The organism is Yinghuangia sp. YIM S09857 (genome assembly GCF_051388915.1).
Lineage (GTDB): Bacteria > Actinomycetota > Actinomycetes > Streptomycetales > Streptomycetaceae > Yinghuangia.
Genome location: NZ_JBPKBH010000010.1, coordinates 27,916 through 45,956, shown reverse-complemented (window position 1 = coordinate 45,956; position 18,041 = coordinate 27,916). Strand labels below are relative to the sequence as shown.

The following is an 18,041-nucleotide window of genomic DNA, read 5'->3' as shown; positions in this document are numbered from 1 at the left end:
GTGGGGAACATGCGCGTACCTGTCGCGCCCGAAAACAGCCCGCTGCACCATGTCGCGTCCCGGGGGTGGGACGCGTGACCTACTCGAACCAACCGTGGGGAGCACCGCCGCCACCACCGCCACCGCCTTCGGCGATGCGGCAGCCGTGGCACACCAGGACGGGGTGGATCGTCGCCCTGCTGATCCTGTTCGCGCCGGTGGGGATATTCCTGCTGTACCGCGCGGGGATATGGCGCGGCGCCACACGGCACATCGTCGCCGCGGTGGCAGGGTTTGTGTTCCTCGTCGTCGCTATAGGAAGCGCCGCGGGCGACCCGAAGGACGAGGAGGCGGACAAGCCGAAGGAGCCGGCGGTGGTGAGCACCACACCCGCGGCGCCGAGTAGTTCGGCCCCGCCGCCGACGACGGAGGCAGCAGCGCCGGTCGTGGCCACGACAGCACCGGAACAGATGCCGACAAGCGCGCCCCCGACCACGGAGGCGCCGCCCGAACCAGTGGAAACCCGCCCGGCGGCACCGCCGGCAACCAGGCCGGCGGCCCCGGCCACAACGAGGGCGGCGACACCGACGACGAGGCGTCCAACGCAGGCACCCGCACCGACCACATCGCGACCGGCAGTGGTGAACTACGCCAACTGCGCGGCAGTACGCGCGGCGGGGGCGGCTCCGATCCACCGGGGCGATCCCGGATACGACGACCACCTCGACCGTGATGGTGACGGCATCGGCTGCGAGAACTGATCCCGGCGGAATCCTGCGTGCGCGTTCGGGTCGGCGTCGAAGTGGACACCGATCCGAACGCGTCGAAGGACGATGTCCGTCCGAGACTCGCCAACTGCTGTCAGACGCCGCTGAATATTTGCCCTAGACCGAGTTCGAGACCGACAGAGACGAAGTCAGCGCCGACCACGACCGCGACGTCACCGCAAGACGCCCGAGCCCAGGCACCTTCGAGTCCCGAACCAGCAACCCAGGTTCCCCAACGGCAACTTCGACACACTCTCCGCCATTGCCCCCGCTGTAGCTGCTCTTGCGCCACGCGAAGGCGCGGGCCGTCCCAGCTTGCCTACGGTTGCTCATAGTTCTCGCCGCACCTTCTCGATCAACGCCAGGGATTGGACAGGGTCGAGCGCCTGCGCTCGGATACTGCCGTAGCGTGCGGCCAGGATACGAACTTGCTCCTGGTCAGTCACCAGTTTGCTGACATCTTGCGCCTCCACGTAGGCCACCTGGTGTCTCCCCTTTTGGGGGTCAGCAGGATGAAGGGCCCCTCCATGCCCGCGTGTCCTTCGCAACTCAGCGGCAGGACCTGCAAATGCATGTTCCGCATGGCGCCGATGCGCAGCAGACTTGCGAGTTGATCCTGCTGGACGCGAAAGCCGCCGATGCAACGCCGCAGCACCGCCTCCTCGATGACCACGCTGACCATCGGAAGCGGCCAAGTTGTCAGGATCTCCTGCCGCGACAGCCGAGCGGCCACCCTGTCCTCGATCTCGCGCTCACCCAGCAGCGGCTGGCGAGCCGTGAAAATGGCGCGTGCATATGACTCGGTTTGCAGCAGCCCGGGGGTCGTGAGGGTCGCGTAGAAGTGCAGTTCGACTGCGGCCCTTTCCAGGCGCGCGTAGTCGAGGAACCAGGACGGGTGGCGCACTCTCGACCGCGACTTCGCGCGTTCGACGTCCTCAACTGCCACCGACAGCACTCCCCTGCCGTCCACCAGGCGGTCAACCGCCTCCAGGAACTCCGGTTGTGGCGTGCGCCGACCGCGATCGACCGAGAACACAGTCTCCTCGCTCTACCCGAGCTGGTGCCCCAACTCCCGCCGCGACAAGCCCGCGCACTCGCGCAACACGCGAACTTGGCGACCGAGCACGCGGAACAGGTCCGCGCCGCCGACCTCGTCCAGTGGTTCGTGCTCCGCCATGGGCACCGTGCCTTCACTCTTCGCGCAGCACACCTCTCTTGACACTCATCGTAGTCAACGTCGGTGCCACGTATGCCCGTTGTTCGTACGCGTCGTACAGGTCGGGCCGTCCGTTCCGTACATGGGCGACGCGTACGGTGGCCGAGACTGGTCGGGGCCCAAACGGAACGTCCAGGCTCCTCGGCATGGACATCAGCACGCGCGGCAACGAACAGCGCCGCTCCCCTAGCCAGTTCGCCTGTGAGGCCGAGGCCGCTCCGCTTGGTGTACGCCGACTGCGGATCGCGGCCGGCGCGCAACTCGCCGCGTGGGGGTGGCCTGCGGGGTCGGAGGTTGCGCAGCGGGTGGCGCTCGTCGTCGCGGAGTTGGGGGCGAACGCGGCGACGCACGGGGCACGGAACGGAGCGGTGATCGTGCTGCGGCTGGGTGTGTTGCCGGATCTGGACAGCCCGGAGGTGGTGCAGGTGGAGGTCTTGGACGGACGCGGGGATGTCGTGCCCCGGTCCGGTTGTCCCTCGGTCGATGCGGTGTGCGGGCGCGGGCTGCTCCTGGTGGCGGCCGTGGCGCGGCGATGGGGCTGGTACCGGACGGGAGTTGAGGCGAAAACGGTTTGGGCCGAGGTCCCTGTCCGATGACTACTCAGAGGAGGCGGGCGGCGCGTTCGGCCATCATCACGCAGCCCAGGTACGTGTTTCCGGCCGGGAGTTTCGGCATGGTGGAGGCGTCCACTACGCGGAGGGCGGAGATGCCTCGGACGCGGCAGTGGGAGTCCAGAACGGCTTGTGGGTCTCCGTCGGGACGCATGGCGCAGGTGCCGCCGAGGTGGCCGTAGCTGATGAGGCCGGCGGCGGCCAGGGACGCGGCGGCGGAAGGGGCGCGGAGGTCGGCGATCGGGTGGACGCGCTCGGCGGCCAATGCGGTGAAGGGCTCGGAGTCCTCGATGTCGGCGATACGGCCCAACAGCCAGTCCACGCGGGCGAGATCGTGGTCGGTGAGGGTCGGCATGGCGACGGAGGGCTCCGCGTCGGGGTCGGTGGTGGTGATGGCGACCGTTCCGCGGCCGGAGACGTCGAGGAGGAAGGGGACGATGGAAAAGTGCGTTCCCTGGTCCGCCGGTTCGCCGACCGGGAGGGTGAGGACGTGGAAGTCGATGGTGGTCGCCTCGGGGGTACGGCCCACCCAGACCGGCTGAACGGGCCCGCCGCGTAGCGGAGTTCCGCCCGGGTGCCGGTAGAGCAGTGCGATGCCGAGGTGGTCCTGGAGGTTCGCGCCCACGCCGGGGAGGCCGAGGGCGACCGGGATGCCGAGGCTGTCGAGGAGAGCCTTGGGCCCGATGCCCGAGCGTTGGAGGAGCGCGGGCGATCCCGTGGCGCCGCAGGCGACGATGATCTCGCCGTCGTCGGTGGTGGAGTAGGTGCGGTCGTCGGACGTGACGACGGCGGTCGCCCGGCCATTGACGAGGGTGACGCGGGCGGCCGTCGCGCCGGTGACGATCCGGAGGTTGGGGCGGGCGCGGACCTCCTCGGTCAGGTACGCGCGGCTGACGGTCAGGCGCTCGGTGCCGTCGGGCGACGTCGTAAGCGGGAATATGCCGATGCCCGGAAGCTGCCGTGGGTCGTTCACGTCGTCGGCCCACGGGATGCCGAGCGTGCGCACCGCGGCCTGGAACGCCTGGTGCGACGGGGACTGTTCGCCGAGCGGAGACCGACGTACCACCAACGGGCCACTACCGCCGTGCAGTTCGGTGTCGCCGAAGTCGAGGTCGCGTTCCATCGCGCGGAAGGTCGCGAGGATGTCGGGCCAGCCCCAGCCGTCGAGGCCGCGCGCCGCCCACGCGTCGTAGTCGGACGGCTGGCCGCGCATCGTGGCGAGGTAGTTCACCGCCGACGTCCCGCCCAGGACCCGTCCGCGTACCATCCGCACCGTGCGGTCGGCGCCGGCGGACATCGGGTACGGGCGCGCGAACGGCGTACCCGCCCACACGTCCCCCGCCGAGGCCGGACGCAGCACACTCGCGTCGTACTCGGCGTCGTCCGGCCCCTGTTCGAGCAGCAGGACGCGCCGCCCGGGGTCCTCGGAGAACCGCGCCGCGAGGACCGCGCCGCTCGTGCCGCCGCCGACGACGATCACGTCCGCGTCCATCGCCACTCCCCTGCGTATCCGGGCCGTGGCCCAACTGCTTGACCGCGTCACCTTATGCGGCAACGGGAGGGGAGTCGAGGGAGACGCGGTGTGGCGTCAGCCGCGCCCCGCGCCGGGCGGGCCCCGCCCTCAGCGGCGCTTCGGCGGGGGCGCGGGACAGGCCGGGGACAGATCGGTGCTCGGGTTGACGCGGTCGGCGGGCAGCGCGACGGCGCAGTACCGCGTGCGGGGCCCGGTGCTCGCAGCCACGCCGCGCACGGCGACCCGGGCGGCGAGCGGGTCGGACCGCCGACGGTGCTACTTGGCCGGTCCCGCAGGCGCGCCCGCAGGCCCGCCCGAAGACCGCCCGAAGGCCCGCCCCACAGGCCCGCCCAAAGGCCCGCCTGCAAGAACCCGGGCCCGCCCACAGACCAGCCTGGAAGGGCCTGCGCCCACGCCCGTCGGCGGAAGACACAGGCCCTTCACACGTGCGCGTCCGGAGACTCCGAAGAGGCGACGCCCAGGATCAGACGTACTCGCCCGCCGGCGTGGCCGCGAAGGCCGCCCCGATGCGCAGCGCGTGCTCGTTCGCCCCGCCCAGGGAGAACTCGATCTGCTTGGCGTGCACGAAGTACCGATGCACGAAGTACTCTTCGGCGATGCCCATGCCGCCGTGCACGTGCACGACCGCGTGCGCCACGCGGTGGCCGCCCTCGGCCGCCCAGAACTTCGCCGTCGAGATGGCCTCGGTGGCGTCCAGGCCCTCGCCGACCTGCCACGCGGCCTGCCACGTCGTCAGGCGGATCGCCTCGACGTCGATGTAGCAGTCCGCGAGCCGGTGCCCGACCGCCTGGAAGGAGCCCACCGGGCGCTTGAACTGCTCGCGCGTGGTGGTGTATTCGGCGGCGGAGCGCATCGCCTTCTCGGTCACGCCGAGCTGGAGCGCGCACAGCCCGAGCGTCGCGCGGTCGCGCAGCCACACGGCCACCGCCGTGTCGACCACGCCGCCCAGCAGCGCCGAGTCGTCCACCACCGCGCCGTCGAGGGTGAGTTCGCCCGCGATCTCCTTGGCGGTGGTCGACTGCGGTGTGAGCGTGACCCCTTCGCCACCGGGGGCGACCAGGAAGACCCCAACGCCGTCGTCGGTCGCGGCCGGGACCAGGATGACGTCGGCGAGGGTCGCCGCCGGGACCGCGGTCTTGACGCCGTCCAGCTTCCAACCGCCGTCCACGCGTGTGGCCTTGACGGCCGGGGCGGCGGCGTCGCGGCCCAGGCGCTCGGCGAGCGCCGCGGTCAGGATCTTCTCGCCGGAAACGGCGCCCGGCAGCCAGGCCGCCTTCTGCTCGTCCGTGCCGTGCTCGGCAACTGCCGCCGCCGCAACGGCGATCGACGCGTACACCGGCACGGGGGCGAGCGTACGGCCGACCTCCTCCAGCACCAGCACCTGCTCCAGGACGCCCAGGCCCGAGCCGCCGAACTCCTCCGGCAGCGAGATGCCGAGGATGTTGGCCTTGCCCAGCTCGCCCCACAGCTCGCGGTCGAAGCGCGGCGCGCCCTCGCCGGTGACCTTCGCCTCCAGCGCGGTCAGCGACTCGTGCGTGACGCGCTCGGTGAGGATCTGCCGGACCAGACCCACCAGGTCCTTCTGCTCTTCGGTGTATGCGAAGTCCATTTCGCATCTCCCTTGTCGTGAAAGGTGGTTGACGGTGGGTCGGGTTCAGCGCGGCGGACGCGGCATCCGCAGGCCGAACATCGCGATCATGTCGCGCTGGATCTCGTTCGTGCCGCCGCCGAAGGTGAGGATCAGCGCCGAGCGGTACATCTTCTCGATCCGGCCGCGCAGCACCGAGCCGGGGGCGTCCGCGGTGAGGTACGCATCCTCGCCGAAGCACTCCATGAGCAGCCGGTACGCCTCGGTGGCGAACTCGGTGCCGAAGATCTTGGTGGCCGACGCGTCCGCCGGACCGACCTTCGCCCCGTGGTCGACCGCCCAGGCGATCTTCCAGTTGATCAGCTTGAGGTACTCGACCTTGGCGTGCACGCGGCCGAGGTTGAGCTGCACCTGCTCCTGGTCGATGACCCGGGTGCCGTCCGGCAGCAGGGTGTCCTCGGCCCAGCGGCGCGTCTCGTGCAGCGCGAGCTGCACGCCCGCCGCCGAACACAGTGCCACGCGCTCGCGGTTGAGCTGCCCGGTCATCAGCGACCAGCCGCCGTTGACCTCGCCGACGACCGCCGACGCGGGCACCCGCATGTCCTCGAAGGTCAGTTGGCTGACCGTCTGGCCGGCGAGCGTCCTGACCTCGCTCCACGACAGGCCGGGCGTGTCGGTCGGCACCAGGAACATGGTCAGGCCCTTGTGCGCCTTGACGTCCGGGTCGGTGCGCGCGGCCAGCCACAGGTAGTCGGCGACGTGGATCAGCGAGATCCACATCTTCTGGCCGTTGATGACGAAGTCGTCGCCGTCGCGCACCGCGCGGGTGCGCAGGTTCGCGAGGTCGGTGCCGGCCTCCGGCTCCGAGTAACCGATGGAGAAGTGCAGGTCCCCGGACAGGATCTTGGGCAGGAAGAAGTCCCGCTGCTCCTGCGTCCCGTACTCCATCAGCGTCGGGCCGACGGTGTTGATGGTCAGGAACGGCACCGCGGCACCGGCGAGGGTGGCCTCGTCGGTGAAGATGAGCTGCTCCATCATGGAGCGGTCCTGGCCGCCGTACTCCTTCGGCCAGCCGATGCCGAGCCAGCCGTCGCGGCCCATGCGGTTCGCGACCTTCCAGTACGCGCCGTCGCGGCCCTGGAGGGTGGTCTCGCCGGATGCCTGCGACTCGCGGACCTCCGGCGTCATGATCCCGGCGAAGTACTCGCGGAGCTCCCGGCGCAGTTCTTCCTGCTCCGGTGTGTAGGCGATGTGCACGGTTACCTCCCGGGACCGCGGTCCCTTGTGGATGCTGTCGTCGTACGAAGCGGACGGGTACGGACGGCGATTGCGCCGGGGATCCGCGAAGTGGCCCCGTACCGGGCGCACTTGCGGATCCCGGGCACGCCTAGGGAGCGACGGACGCGAAGTCCGCGAAACCGGAGGGATCGTGGCGGCCGAGGCAGCCGTGCTCGAAGAGGCCCCACCCCTCCGCGCCGTCGCAGGTGGCGCGGGCGACGTGGTCGATGATGCTGAACCGGGCGCGTCCGGCGGCGGCTTCGTCGTTGGCGGTGTCGACCACGACGCCCTCGCTCCAGTCCCGCCCCCGCCACTGGCCGTGCGTCCAGGTGGGGTCCATGCCGTAGCCGGGTCCGGCGTTGAGGACGACGTGGCCGAGCGGTTCGACCTCGACGACGACCGGCTTGCCGGTGAGGTCCTTCATGCGCAGGGTGGCGCGCACCGGGTCGCGGGTGCCGGAGGCGTACTCGATGTCGAACTCGGGCCAACCCAGTTGCTCGGGGCGCCGCCCGGTCTCGGCGGGCCAGACGCGGGTGGCCTGGTTGAGGGTGCGGGTGCCGTCCGGCTCCTCCTGCACGATCACGATGATCGCGAAGTCGTCGAAGCGGAGCGGCACGTACGTCCACCACATGCCGCCGTTCGGGTCCCGTTCGGCGGCGGCGCGCCCGGGCGGCTCGGCTTCGCCGCTCGGCCGGATGCCCCACGAGCGGTCGCGGGTGCCCAGCCAGGTGTCGGGGGTGACGGCGTAGTCGGTGCCCTCGACGTTGAGCGTGCCCTCCCAGGAGCCGACCTGGGCGAAGCGCTGCGCGTCGAGCACCACGCGGCCGTCGCGCAGCAGGACGTGCGGCTCCTCGTCGACGGCCGGGAAGCTGCCGCGCCACGTCAGGTCCATGGCGATGCCGTGGTCGGCTCCGTCGCACACGACACGCAGTTCGTTCAGCGGCTCCTTGACCTCGATGCGGTACCCGCCGACGGCCGGGTTGAGCCGGTCGTCGGTGGCCGCGTCGAAGACGTCGGAGAACCGGACGGTGGTGTGCCGCCCGCGCCGCCCGACGGTGACGAAGGCGTCCTTGACCCCGAGGTTGGGGTAGACGCCGTACCCGGTCACGACGAACACGTCGCCCGTGCGGTCGTGCGCGTTGAAGTAGTAGCGGTCGTAGAAGTTGCGGTCGCTGCTGGCGACGCGTGCGATGGACAGCGGCGTCTGGTGGACCGGGTACTCGTCGAGCGGAGCGGGCAAGGCAACGTCCTTTCCGGTGCGGCGCGGTGCGGCCGGGTCAGCCGCGCGGCAGTCCGAGAATGCGCTCGGCCACCACGTTGAGCTGGATCTCGCGGGTTCCGCCGCCCAGCAGGACCGCGGGGATCGAGAGGTACGCGGTGACCAGTTCCCCCGCGAGCCCGTCCAGGCACTCGTCGGCGAGCCCGGATTCCGCCGCACGCTCCAGACGGGCGGTGACGACGGCCCGCTGGTGCTCGGTGACCGCCAGCTTGAGCACGCTGGACGCGGCGCCGGGGTTCAGGCCGGAGAGCTGCTGGAGCGTGGAGCGCAGGGTCAGCGCGCGCAGCGCCCAGTTCTCCGCGGCGAACCCGCCGAGCTTGACCGCGGTCGCCTGCGAGGCGCCGACCGCCCCGGACGCCCCGATGTCCTGGAGCAGTTTGCCGAACGCCGCCATGCCGGGGCCGCCCGCGATCATCACGCGCTCGTTGGCGAGCGTGGTGCGGGTGATGACCCAGCCCTGGTTGACCTCGCCGACGACGTTCTCGTCGGGCACGAAGACGTCTTCGAGGAACACCTCGTTGAACTCGGACTGCCCGTTGGACTGCTTGAGCGGCCGCACGTCGATGCCGGGCGTGGCCATGTCGACGATGAAGTACGTGATGCCCTTGTGCTTGGGGACGTCCTGGTCCGTGCGCGCCAGGCAGATGCCGAAGTGCGCCTCGTGGGCCTTGGAGTTCCAGACCTTCTGTCCGTTGATCTTCCAGCCGCCCTCGACCTTCTCGGCCCGGGTGGCGAGCGAGGCGAGGTCGGATCCGGCGCCCGGCTCGCTGAAGAGCTGGCACCAGGTGATGTCGCCGCGCAGCGTCGCCGGGACGTAGCGGTCCTTCTGCGCGTCGGTGCCGTGCGCCATGATCGTCGGCAGCGCGAACTCGCCGATGACCGTGGACGGTTGGGTCAGCCCGGCGGCGGCGAACTCCTGCTGGATGACGATCTGCTGGGCGGGGTCCGCAGCCATGCCGTACGGCTTGGGGTAGTGCGGGGAGACGTACCCGCACTCGTCGGCCAGGAACTGACGCCGCGCCGGCTCCGCCAGCTCCTTGGCGCGGGCCAGGTTTGCCGCGACCTCGGCGCGGAAGTCGTCGAGCCCGCCGCCGACTTCGAGGTCGAAGCGGCGCTCGGGCCCGCCGTCGAGAGTGGCGAGCGCGCGGCGGCCCAGCAGTTCGGCCCAGTCGCCGGTGGGGCCGAGGAGCTGCGCGAGGAACACGCCGCGCCGCCAGTAGAAGTGGATGTCGTGCTCCCACGTGAAGCCGATGCCGCCCAGCATCGTGATGCAGTCGAGCGCCATCTCGCGGGCCACCGGCAGGCACACGATCGCGGCCTCGGCGGCGGCCAGTTCCAACTGGTCCTCGGCGTCGGCCCCGGTCTCGTCGGCGGCCCGGGCCGCGTCCCACGCGGCGGCGGTGGCGACCTGAAGGCGCGTGAAGAGGTTGGCGGCCTTGTGCTTGACGGCCTGGAACGAGCCGACCGCGCGGCCGAACTGCTCGCGGACCTTGACGTACTCGACGGCGGTCTCGAAGCACCAGCGCGCCACGCCGACGGCCTCGGCGGAGGCGAGCACGGCGGCGAGGCGGCGTACCCGCTCGGTGGTCACGCCGGGGAGCACCTGGGCCGAGGTGACCTCCAGGCCCCGGACCGTCACGCGGGCCACGCCCCGGGCGAGGTCCACGCCGGTCAGCGGCTCGACCGCGATGGTGTCGCGCCCGCCGGGGGCCACGACGAACCAGATCTCCTCGCCGTCGCCGGTCCGGGCGCCGAGCAGCAGGTACCGCGCGTTGGCGGCACCGGGCACGGGGCCCACCTCGCCGTCGATCTCCCAGCCGACCTGCGTCGGGCGCGCGGTCAGGCCCGGCGTGACGGCGACGGCGCCGGTCGCGCCCTCGGCGAACTTCGGCAGCAGCGCCTTCGCGGGCTCGGGCCCGGCGTACCGCGCCAGCAGCCCGCTCGCGAGCACCGTCGGCAGCAGCGGCCCGGGCAGCAGCCCGCGCCCGGTCTCCTCCAGCGCCACGGCGAGGTCGAGGATCCCGGCCCCCGCGCCGTCGTACTCCTCCGGAATGTGGATGGCCGGCACCCCGGACCCCACGAGCCCGTCCCAGAACCCGGGCACGGCTCCGGCCGAGAGCGCCTCCATCTCCCGCCGCGTCGACTCGACCGGCGCGTGGCGCTTGGCGAATCCGGCGACCGACTCGGCGAAGGTCCGGTGCTCGGGGGTGTATCCGATGGGCACGTTGAATCCCCTATCTCTGCGGGCTCCGGCCGTGAGGGACCAGGCCCGCCGATCCTGATGATCCGACAATATCCTTGTCAAGGTCAAAGGAAAAGACAGGCGACCTTCGCTTATCCCCCAGCCCTCAATCCGCCCGATAGCCCTGTGTGTTCGAGCGCCCATCGAGCGTCACAACACGTGGGCGGGAGCGCACCCGACGAGGCCCCGCGCCCATCGGCCGGCCGCGACACGGACCAGACGCACGAGCCGCCCGGCCGGGAGTGGTTCTCGGCGGGCGGCTCCCGGTCGGCGTCAGTTTCGGGCGCCGGCAGGCACCGGCTTCCGGCGTCGACTCAGCCGTCGGCTTCAGGCACCAACTCAGGCATCGGCTTCATGCATCGACTCAGGCGCCGGCGGGGCGGGTGCTGGGGAGCCCCAGCTTGCGGTGGTCCCAGGTGACGATCTTGTCGGGGATGACCTTGATGACGATGCGCTTGTTCAGCATCATCTCGACGGCCGGGCGCATGGCCTCGGTGTACGGGGTGGTGTAGCGGCTGAAGACGTCGACGCCCAGTTCCCAGATGCGCTCGGGCTCCTCGACGATCTCGGCCTTGCCGACGATGGAGACGCCGCGCAGTTCCTCGTAGTAGTCGCCCGCCTCGACGAGGAGGGTGATGGCGGGGTTGCGGCGCAGGTTGAGGACCTTCTGGGCCTTGGCCTTGCTCTCCAGGGCGATCTCGCCCTCAAGGAAGCCGTACCACATGCCCACGGAGTGGATGGTGCCGTCGGGGTTGAGGGTGGACATGGTCATCGAGTGCCGCTCGGCGAGGAAGGCCTTCACCTCCTCGGGGGTCATCTTGACCTTGTCGCGCTGCTTGACGCCGTGGCCCATGTGCTCGCCCATGCCGACCCTCCGGGAAATGTGGTTGCTTCAGTCAAACAATGCCACAGAGTGCACCGGCGGGCAGCGGGCGACAAGACCCGGACTGGGGCGGGAACGGCCACCGGAAGGCCGTCCGGACCGCGGCGCGCCGGGGTGACCCCTTGCTCCTTGACGGTCCGTCAGATAGTCCTGGACGCATGACTCGCACCGATGACACCGAAGTCCCCGACTACCTCGGACGCCTGCGCCTCGACGGCAAGGGCGTCGTCGTCCTCGGCGCGGGCCAGGGCATCGGACGGCAGGCCTCGCACGCCCTCGCGCAGAGCGGCGCGAAGGTCCTCGCCGTCGACCTGGACGCGGACCTGGCGGCGGACATCGCCAAGGAGGTCGACGGCTTCGCGTGGTCCGGGGACGCGACCTCGCGCGAGGACGTCGCCGGGCTGTGGCAACAGGCGGAGACGCAGTTGGGCCGCGTCCACGCCGTCGTCGACATCATCGGCATGAGCCGCTACCAGGACCTGCTGTCGACCACCGACGAGGACTGGGCCTGGCACCACGACATCGTGCTGCGGCACGCGCTGCTCGCCGTGCAGTTCGGCGGCGCGCACATGGCCCGGCACGGCGGCGGCACGATCACGTTCGTGGCCTCGGTGTCGGGGCTGTCGGGTGCGCCGATGCACGCGGCGTACGGTGCCGCGAAGGCGGGCCTGATGTCGCTCGTCCGCTCCGCCGCGGTCGAGCTCGGGCCGTCCGGCGTGCGCGTCAACGCGGTCGCGCCCGGCGTGGTGTGGACGCCGCGCGTCTCGGCGTACCTCGGCGAGGAGGGCCGCGCGGGCAACGCCGCGAACGCCCCGGTGCGCGACGTCGCGCGTCCGGCCGACATCGCGGGCCCGCTGCTGTTCCTGACGAGCGAGCTGTCCCGGTACGTCTCCGGCCAGGTGCTGACCGTCGACGGCGGCGTGAGCGCCAAGTTCCCGTACCCGCTGCCGGACATGGACCTCGCGCCGCACTGATCGCCCGGGGCGCCTGCCCTTCGCGGGTCTACCATCGGTGCATGGATCAGACCCCCGCCGGTCTCGGGCGGGCCCTGGGGCGTGAGCGGTCCGCAGCCCCGGGGCCGTGCCGGTCGCCGTTTCGGGACGGGTCGGCGTGAGCGTCCTGCCCGAGACGGCCACCGTCTCCCGCACCGAGGCCGTCCCGCTGTCCCACGCGTCGATCGGGCTCGGGCGCCTGTCCGCGGCGGAGTTCGAGGACGGCCCCGAGCGACTGCGCGAGCACTTCGCACTGGTCGCCGGGCATCTCGCCGGGTTGCGCGAGCGCGTCGCCGCGGGCGTGGCCCGGGGCCGCCCCCGGATCAGCACCTGCGTCGTGGTCGACGACTACTTCGGGCGGTTCTCCTCCCCCGCCGAGTTCGTGCCGATGCTGCTGACCCAGGCCCAGGCGTGCGGGCTGCGCGTCGACTACCTCGCGCGCGGGTCCGTGTGCGCCCGCGTCGACGGGCACCGGCTCGCCGAATCGGTGCTCGCCCGCCTCGTCCAGGCACCCGCCGACAGCTGCGACGTCGATCGGCCGCCGGTCGGCAGGACCGGGTGGCTGTCCGGCGGCGGCGTCTTCCCGGACGTCCGGGTCTTCGAGGACACCGCGGACGGACGCCGGTGGTCCGGCCCGTTCCTCGCGTCGGTCTGGCAACTGCTGCGCCTCGGACTCCTGCGCGACCACAGCGGCGCGGTGCCGGTTCGCCCGCGGCCGTGCGACCCCGACCTCCCCGCGGACTGGGACGACCTGCCGCCGCTGGTGCAACTCCGCCCCGGCGCCGACCCGTTCGCGGCATACCAGACCTGGACCGTGCTGCCGCCGCGGTCCCTGGCGGTCGAGCACGCGGTGCAGCTCATCGTCGGCGATTTCGTCGCGGAACCGGACGCCCTCACCCAGGTGATGGCCCGCGCGGCGCGGGAACACCTCGACCTGGAACCGGAGTCCGCCCGGCGCATCGCGTACGTCTTCGACCCGGACCTCTGACGCAGCAGGCCCTCCGACACGCCCGGCCATGGCGCGGCCCCGTCCGCCTCGGAAGAGAGCAGACGGGGCCGTGCCGTGCCGCCGCCGTGGGAGCTGAGAAGGCTCGACGGGGCACGCTTCGTGGGGACGCCCGGAGCAGGCGGCCGGGACGCCCCGGCGCAGGCGGCCGGGACGGCCGTCGAGTGCGGGTCAGGCGACCGCGGTCACGTACGCGACGGCTCCGCGGCCGCGTCCCGCCGTTCCCCCGCCTCGCCGGTCCCGGCCGCCGAAGGCGCCGAGGCCGCCGCGCCCGCGTCACCAGCCGCGTCGGATCCGCCACCCGGCCCCGACGCCTGCGCCGCAACCTGCTTCGCGGTCTGCAACGGCTTCTCCTTGATGAGCAGCACCGCCAGCAGGGCCATCAGCCCGAACGGCGCCGCGACCAGGAAGATGTCGCCGATGGCGTGCCCGTACGCGCTCTCCACCACGTCCCGCACGCCCGGCGGCAGGTGGCGCACGTCCGGGATCCCGCCGCCCGCACCCCCGCCGCCCACGCCGCCGTCGGCCAGGTAGCCCGCCACCCGGTGCGACATGACCGCGCCGAGGATGGACACGCCGACCGCGCCGCCGAGGCTGCGGAAGAACGCGACGATCGAGCTGGCCGCGCCGAGCTGGTGCAGCGGCACCGCGTTCTGGACGGCCAGCACCAGGTTCTGCTGGAGCGCGCCCACCCCGACGCCGACCAGGAACATGAAGCCGCCGAGCAGGACGAGGTTGGTGTCGTACCGTGCCGTGCCCATCAGGACCAGGCCCGCGGTGAGCGCGACGCCGCCGCCGACCAGGTAGCGCTTCCAGCGTCCGGTCGCGGTGATGAGGCGGCCGACCACCGTCGAGGTCAGGGCCAGGCCGAGGATCATCGGCATGGTCATCAGCCCGGAGACCGTCGGGGACTTGCCGCGCGCGATCTGGAAGTACTGGCTGAGGAACACCGAGGCGCCCATCATCGCCAGGCCGACCGCGAGGCTGCCGAGGACCGCCAGGACGATCGTGCGGTCGCGGAACAGCCACAGCGGAATGACCGGTTCCGCGGCCCGGCGCTCGACGGCGACGGCCAGACCGAGCAGCACGAGCGCGCCGCCGATCATCGCGCCGGTCTGCCAGGAGACCCAGTCGTACTGCTCGCCGGCCAGCGTGACCCAGATCAGCAGCAGCGCGACGCCGCCGCTGATGAGCGTGGCGCCGAGGTAGTCGATGCGCACGCCCTCGCGGCGGACCACCGGGAGGTGCAGCGTCTTCTGGAGGATCACCAGCGCCACGACGGCGAAGGGCACGCCGACGTAGAAGCAGCCGCGCCAGCCCAGCGCCGAGTCGACGATGACGCCGCCGATGAGCGGGCCGCCGACGGTGGCGAGCGCGAAGGTGGCGCCCAGGTAGCCGGTGTAGCGGCCGCGTTCCCGCGGCGAGATCATCGCGGCCATGATGACCTGCGCGAGCGCGGTCAGGCCGCCGACGCCGATGCCCTGGATGACGCGGAAGCCGATCAGCATCCCGGCGCTCTGCGCGAGTCCGGCGAGCATCGAGCCGACGACGTAGATGGTGAGCGCGAGCTGCACCAGCAGCTTCTTGCTGAACAGGTCGGACAGCTTGCCCCAGATCGGCGTGGTGCAGGTCATCGCGAGCAGCGTCGCGGTGACGACCCAGGTGTACGCGGACTGCCCGCCGCCCAGGTCGCCGATGATCCGGGGCAGTGCGGTGCTGACGATCGTCGACGACAGGATGGCCACGAACATGCCGAGCAGGAGGCCGGACAGGGCCTCCATGATGCGGCGGTGCGACATCGGCTCGGCGGAGATGCCTCCGGTACCGGAGCCGGCGCCGGCTGTCGCGGCTGATGCGGCGGAGCTCGCCATGCGTACTACTTCCCTTCGAAGCCCGCCTCCGGCGGATCGCGCCGGGGCCGGACGCCCCTCACAAGTCTTCTCGACCGGTCTTCCCGCACGTTTCGCGCACGTCCCGGAGCAACGCGGCAGAGTCGTTGCCGGGTACAACTGTAGGGCACATTAGTTGCTGAATGCAACTTTAACAACTCTTGGCATTCGGGCGACCCCGCGCGGCCGGGCGCAGCGCCTGCGGGGCATGCCGCACGATTCGGACTTAGCCTGAAAACATGTCAAGCAGCAGCAAAAGCGGAGGAACCGGAAACTTCCTCGCGCAGATCGACAACCGAACCTGGACGACGATCGCGATCGTCGTCCTGAGCGTGTGGTTCGTGCTGGCCAACACCGCGTCCGCGTCGATCCGGTTCTGGATCCCCACGGTCGAGGCGCCCATGTGGATCGTGCTGATCGGGACCTTCGCGGTCGGCGCGTTCACCGGCTGGATGGTCAAGACCCGCCGCGGCTGAGCCCCGGGGCCCGCCGCCCGCTATTGTTCGGGGCGTGTCGACGCAGGCCCGCCTCCCCCGTTTGCCGCGCCCGGTACGACGGGCGCCGTTCGCGCGCGCCGTCGCGGTCGGCGTCGCCGCCGCCGCACTGCTCAGCGCCTGCGGGGTGGAGGGCAAGGCGAAGGCGCGGCCGGTCCCCGACGAGGTCTGCTCGGGCCTGCTGAACACCGCCGAAATCACCGCGCTGCTGCCGAAGGGCAAGCCCACCACGCGCGACGAGCAGCGGCCCATCTTCAAGTACCCCTTGCAGCGCTGCCAGGTCACCGTCGACGGCGTCAGCTTCGTCGGGTCCGCGTACCTGCCCAACATGGCCGGGTCCGAGCTGGTGCAGCTCGCCGGGTCGACCAGTTCGAGCGCGTCGCCGTTCGTCGGCGACAACTTCAACGGCATGGCCGGGCCGGACGACGTGTGGGTCACCACCGAATGCACGCTGGGCATCACCGACGACGCGGGGCGCGCGGTCAAGGCCCCCGTGGTCGTCCGCGGCCGCATCGTCGGCGACCCGGGGGCCGACCGCCGCGAGCAACTGGCCGCGCTCACCGGCAAGTTGGCCGCAGGCGTCTACGACGCGTCGCGCTGCGGCCAGACGCCGCCCGCCAACCCCGCGCCGATCGCCCCCGCCCCGCCGCGCGTCCCGCTCACGGACGCGCCCGTCTGCGAGGTCCTGCCGCCCGGTGCGCTCGGGCCCGCGGCGGCGGGCGACCAGCGCGGCCGGTGGACCGCCGCGCGCACCCCCGGCCGCGAGGGCTACGTGCAGACCTGCGACCTCTACCTGGACGGCGTACGGGCGCTCTCCTTCACCGTCGCGCACGGCTACATCGCACCCTCCGCGGAGATCCCCGGCGAGCGCCCGCGCCTGTCCCAGCGGCTCCCGGTGCCGCCGTACTCGACTCCCCTGCCGCCCAAGGACACCAAGGTCACCACCGCGACGCCGCCCGGCACGGTGGTCGGCGCGGTCGACGGGACGGGCACGAAGAAGAACGCGGAGACGGGCGAGGAGAACGGCTGCCGCGTGGCGTACCGCATGTCCCGGCACGACGGCCCGGGGCTTCCGGCGGACGCGGCGAAGGTGCCCGTCGAGGCGGCGTTCCGCGCGTTCGTCGCCGGAGCCTCGGCGCTCGACTACACCTGCCCGGTGACGCCCGACGCGCAGTGGACGTTCGGCTGAGCGCCCCGGCGCGCGCAAACCCGAATTCCCCCGTACGGAGCAGGTCCGCAGCGCATCCAAACCGCTCGTAAGGGTGACGTTCTCGGCCAACAGAGGTCACCCAACGTGACGTGACGGTAACGTCCGGGCGCGATACCCGCGACCAACCCCGCCACAACGAGGAGCGAAACCGTGTCACGTTTGCTGGACGTCAGCCCCGAGGTCCGCGCCGAGATCGGCGACGACGAGGCCACCCGGCTCGTGTCCGGGGAGACCGGACCGCAGACTTACGCGTGCGCTTCGTGCCGGGGCGGCGGCGACACGACCGTCGAGGAGACCAGCGCGCTGCTGTACCTCGCGCAGGAGACCGCGGTCCTGGCGTTCGCCCACGCCCGCTGCATCCCGTCGCAGGTCATCCCGGTCTCGGATGCCGCCGTCGAGCCGCTCATCGCGGCCCAGCAGGGCGACCCGTCCAACGTCCCGACCCCGACCGTGGTGCCGGGCGGACCGGTGCCCATCTCGATCACCGGCAGCATGATGGTCTGCGACGGGATCACCTACGCGGCCCTGGTCGTCGAGCCCGGCGCGGCGGTCGCCCGGCCCGGCACGCAGGGCGCGCGCGACGAGTTCCTGTCGCTGCTCACCGAACGCGGCTTCAGCTCGGTCGCCGCCCCCGACATGACCCTCCCGCCGCTGCTCAGCGGCTGGTCGGTGGTGCTGGACGGCGGGTTCCTCACCTCGGTGCTGTTCCCGGGCGCGGGCGGCCGCACCGAGGCGTGGTGGCAGGCGCAGGTCCCGGCCGAGGTGCCGGAGGCCTGGCTGAGCGCGGCCCGCTCCAACGGCGTCGTGCTGCTGTACGCGGCGCCGGTCGGGACCATCGGCATCCACACCGGCAACGACGAGCTCGGCGCCGCGCTGCGCGAGGCCGGGCGCCGCGGGCTGCTGGTCGCGGGCTCGGTGCCCCTCACGGGGCGCTGAGCGGGCGTCGGGCGGAGGCCCGGCAGTCCGCGTACGGACGCCGATCCGACGGCGGACGAACAGGCCGCGGACGAACGGGCCGCGGACGAACAACAGACACGCCCCCCGGCACGACAGGGGACGCGGGACGCGGGGCG

Annotated in this window: 16 protein-coding genes and 1 pseudogene; 7 read left to right on the top strand and 10 right to left on the bottom strand. The window is 72.0% G+C overall.

Features of this window, described 5'->3' with window-relative positions:
- Window positions 1–74 precede the first annotated feature (74 nt).
- Window positions 75–740: an excalibur calcium-binding domain-containing protein gene (locus ACRX5S_RS21945; protein WP_436774732.1), complete on the top strand. Its 666-nt coding sequence runs from the start codon at window positions 75–77 to the stop codon at window positions 738–740.
- A gap of 123 nt (window positions 741–863) precedes the next feature.
- Here ACRX5S_RS21945 and ACRX5S_RS21940 read toward each other — a convergent pair whose 3' ends face one another.
- The 3 genes and pseudogenes from ACRX5S_RS21940 to ACRX5S_RS21930 form a co-directional block, all read right to left on the bottom strand.
- Entirely contained in the window at window positions 864–1,079 is a 216-nt protein-coding gene (locus ACRX5S_RS21940) for a DUF397 domain-containing protein (protein ID WP_436774731.1), read from the bottom strand.
- Window positions 1,076–1,650 (bottom strand): annotated as a pseudogene (locus ACRX5S_RS21935) (DUF5753 domain-containing protein). Before ACRX5S_RS21935 ends, ACRX5S_RS21940 begins: the two are co-directional and overlap by 4 nt.
- 144 nt (window positions 1,651–1,794) lie before the next feature.
- Window positions 1,795–1,923 (bottom strand): hypothetical protein, encoded by a 129-nt coding sequence (locus ACRX5S_RS21930; RefSeq protein ID WP_436774730.1) that lies wholly within the window; start codon window positions 1,921–1,923, stop codon window positions 1,795–1,797.
- A 185-nt stretch (window positions 1,924–2,108) separates the two neighbouring features.
- On the opposite strand from ACRX5S_RS21930, the gene ACRX5S_RS21925 reads away from it, so the two are divergent.
- Window positions 2,109–2,558, top strand: coding sequence for an ATP-binding protein (locus tag ACRX5S_RS21925; RefSeq protein ID WP_436774729.1), 450 nt, complete (start codon window positions 2,109–2,111; stop codon window positions 2,556–2,558).
- A gap of 4 nt (window positions 2,559–2,562) precedes the next feature.
- Here the strand turns inward: ACRX5S_RS21925 and ACRX5S_RS21920 are convergent, their stop codons facing one another.
- The 6 genes from ACRX5S_RS21920 to ACRX5S_RS21895 form a co-directional block, all read right to left on the bottom strand.
- The gene (locus ACRX5S_RS21920; protein ID WP_436774728.1) at window positions 2,563–4,065 is read right to left on the bottom strand and encodes a GMC family oxidoreductase; all 1,503 of its coding nucleotides are present in this window, start codon (window positions 4,063–4,065) and stop codon (window positions 2,563–2,565) included.
- A gap of 505 nt (window positions 4,066–4,570) precedes the next feature.
- Complete coding sequence (locus ACRX5S_RS21915) at window positions 4,571–5,716, bottom strand: acyl-CoA dehydrogenase family protein (RefSeq protein WP_436774727.1); 1,146 nt, start codon at window positions 5,714–5,716, stop codon at window positions 4,571–4,573.
- Between the two features lie 45 nt (window positions 5,717–5,761).
- Window positions 5,762–6,952, bottom strand: coding sequence for an acyl-CoA dehydrogenase family protein (locus tag ACRX5S_RS21910; protein WP_436774726.1), 1,191 nt, complete (start codon window positions 6,950–6,952; stop codon window positions 5,762–5,764).
- 130 nt (window positions 6,953–7,082) lie between these two features.
- A complete protein-coding gene (locus ACRX5S_RS21905) occupies window positions 7,083–8,213 on the bottom strand; it encodes a hypothetical protein (protein WP_436774725.1) in 1,131 nt (376 codons plus the stop codon).
- A 37-nt stretch (window positions 8,214–8,250) separates the two neighbouring features.
- Window positions 8,251–10,476: an acyl-CoA dehydrogenase gene (locus tag ACRX5S_RS21900; RefSeq protein ID WP_436774724.1), complete on the bottom strand. Its 2,226-nt coding sequence runs from the start codon at window positions 10,474–10,476 to the stop codon at window positions 8,251–8,253.
- Window positions 10,477–10,858: 382 nt separating this feature from the next.
- Entirely contained in the window at window positions 10,859–11,359 is a 501-nt protein-coding gene (locus ACRX5S_RS21895) for a pyridoxamine 5'-phosphate oxidase family protein (RefSeq protein ID WP_436774723.1), read from the bottom strand.
- Window positions 11,360–11,535: 176 nt separating this feature from the next.
- Here ACRX5S_RS21895 and ACRX5S_RS21890 point away from each other — a divergent pair, with 176 nt between their 5' ends.
- Both ACRX5S_RS21890 and ACRX5S_RS21885 read left to right on the top strand, forming a co-directional pair.
- Window positions 11,536–12,351: an SDR family NAD(P)-dependent oxidoreductase gene (locus ACRX5S_RS21890; protein ID WP_436774722.1), complete on the top strand. Its 816-nt coding sequence runs from the start codon at window positions 11,536–11,538 to the stop codon at window positions 12,349–12,351.
- A 136-nt stretch (window positions 12,352–12,487) separates the two neighbouring features.
- On the top strand, window positions 12,488–13,357 hold the full coding sequence (locus ACRX5S_RS21885) for an SCO2522 family protein (protein ID WP_436774721.1): 870 nt from the start codon (window positions 12,488–12,490) through the stop codon (window positions 13,355–13,357).
- A gap of 203 nt (window positions 13,358–13,560) precedes the next feature.
- Here ACRX5S_RS21885 and ACRX5S_RS21880 read toward each other — a convergent pair whose 3' ends face one another.
- Window positions 13,561–15,246 carry an MDR family MFS transporter gene (locus ACRX5S_RS21880; protein ID WP_436774720.1) on the bottom strand — a complete coding sequence of 562 codons (1,686 nt, stop codon included), beginning with the start codon at window positions 15,244–15,246 and terminating at the stop codon, window positions 13,561–13,563.
- 257 nt (window positions 15,247–15,503) lie between these two features.
- Here ACRX5S_RS21880 and ACRX5S_RS21875 point away from each other — a divergent pair, with 257 nt between their 5' ends.
- From ACRX5S_RS21875 to ACRX5S_RS21865, 3 genes are all read left to right on the top strand, one after another.
- Window positions 15,504–15,740 (top strand): LapA family protein, encoded by a 237-nt coding sequence (locus ACRX5S_RS21875; RefSeq protein ID WP_436774719.1) that lies wholly within the window; start codon window positions 15,504–15,506, stop codon window positions 15,738–15,740.
- Window positions 15,741–15,774: 34 nt separating this feature from the next.
- Window positions 15,775–16,947 (top strand): hypothetical protein, encoded by a 1,173-nt coding sequence (locus tag ACRX5S_RS21870; protein ID WP_436774718.1) that lies wholly within the window; start codon window positions 15,775–15,777, stop codon window positions 16,945–16,947.
- 171 nt (window positions 16,948–17,118) lie between these two features.
- Window positions 17,119–17,904: a hypothetical protein gene (locus ACRX5S_RS21865; protein ID WP_436774717.1), complete on the top strand. Its 786-nt coding sequence runs from the start codon at window positions 17,119–17,121 to the stop codon at window positions 17,902–17,904.
- The last annotated feature ends 137 nt before the right edge of the window (window positions 17,905–18,041 follow it).

Excerpts from the sequence above, each read along its gene's own strand:
- ACRX5S_RS21895 (WP_436774723.1), bottom strand. The coding sequence starts at position 11,359 with ATGGGCGAGCACATGGGCCACGGCGTCAAGCAGCGCGACAAGGTCAAG.
- ACRX5S_RS21925 (WP_436774729.1), top strand. The coding sequence starts at position 2,109 with ATGGACATCAGCACGCGCGGCAACGAACAGCGCCGCTCCCCTAGCCAG.
- ACRX5S_RS21940 (WP_436774731.1), bottom strand. The coding sequence starts at position 1,079 with ATGAGCAACCGTAGGCAAGCTGGGACGGCCCGCGCCTTCGCGTGGCGC.
- ACRX5S_RS21890 (WP_436774722.1), top strand. The coding sequence starts at position 11,536 with ATGACTCGCACCGATGACACCGAAGTCCCCGACTACCTCGGACGCCTG.
- ACRX5S_RS21930 (WP_436774730.1), bottom strand. The coding sequence starts at position 1,923 with ATGGCGGAGCACGAACCACTGGACGAGGTCGGCGGCGCGGACCTGTTC.
- ACRX5S_RS21915 (WP_436774727.1), bottom strand. The coding sequence starts at position 5,716 with ATGGACTTCGCATACACCGAAGAGCAGAAGGACCTGGTGGGTCTGGTC.
- ACRX5S_RS21920 (WP_436774728.1), bottom strand. The coding sequence starts at position 4,065 with ATGGACGCGGACGTGATCGTCGTCGGCGGCGGCACGAGCGGCGCGGTC.
- ACRX5S_RS21875 (WP_436774719.1), top strand. The coding sequence starts at position 15,504 with ATGTCAAGCAGCAGCAAAAGCGGAGGAACCGGAAACTTCCTCGCGCAG.
- ACRX5S_RS21880 (WP_436774720.1), bottom strand. The coding sequence starts at position 15,246 with ATGGCGAGCTCCGCCGCATCAGCCGCGACAGCCGGCGCCGGCTCCGGT.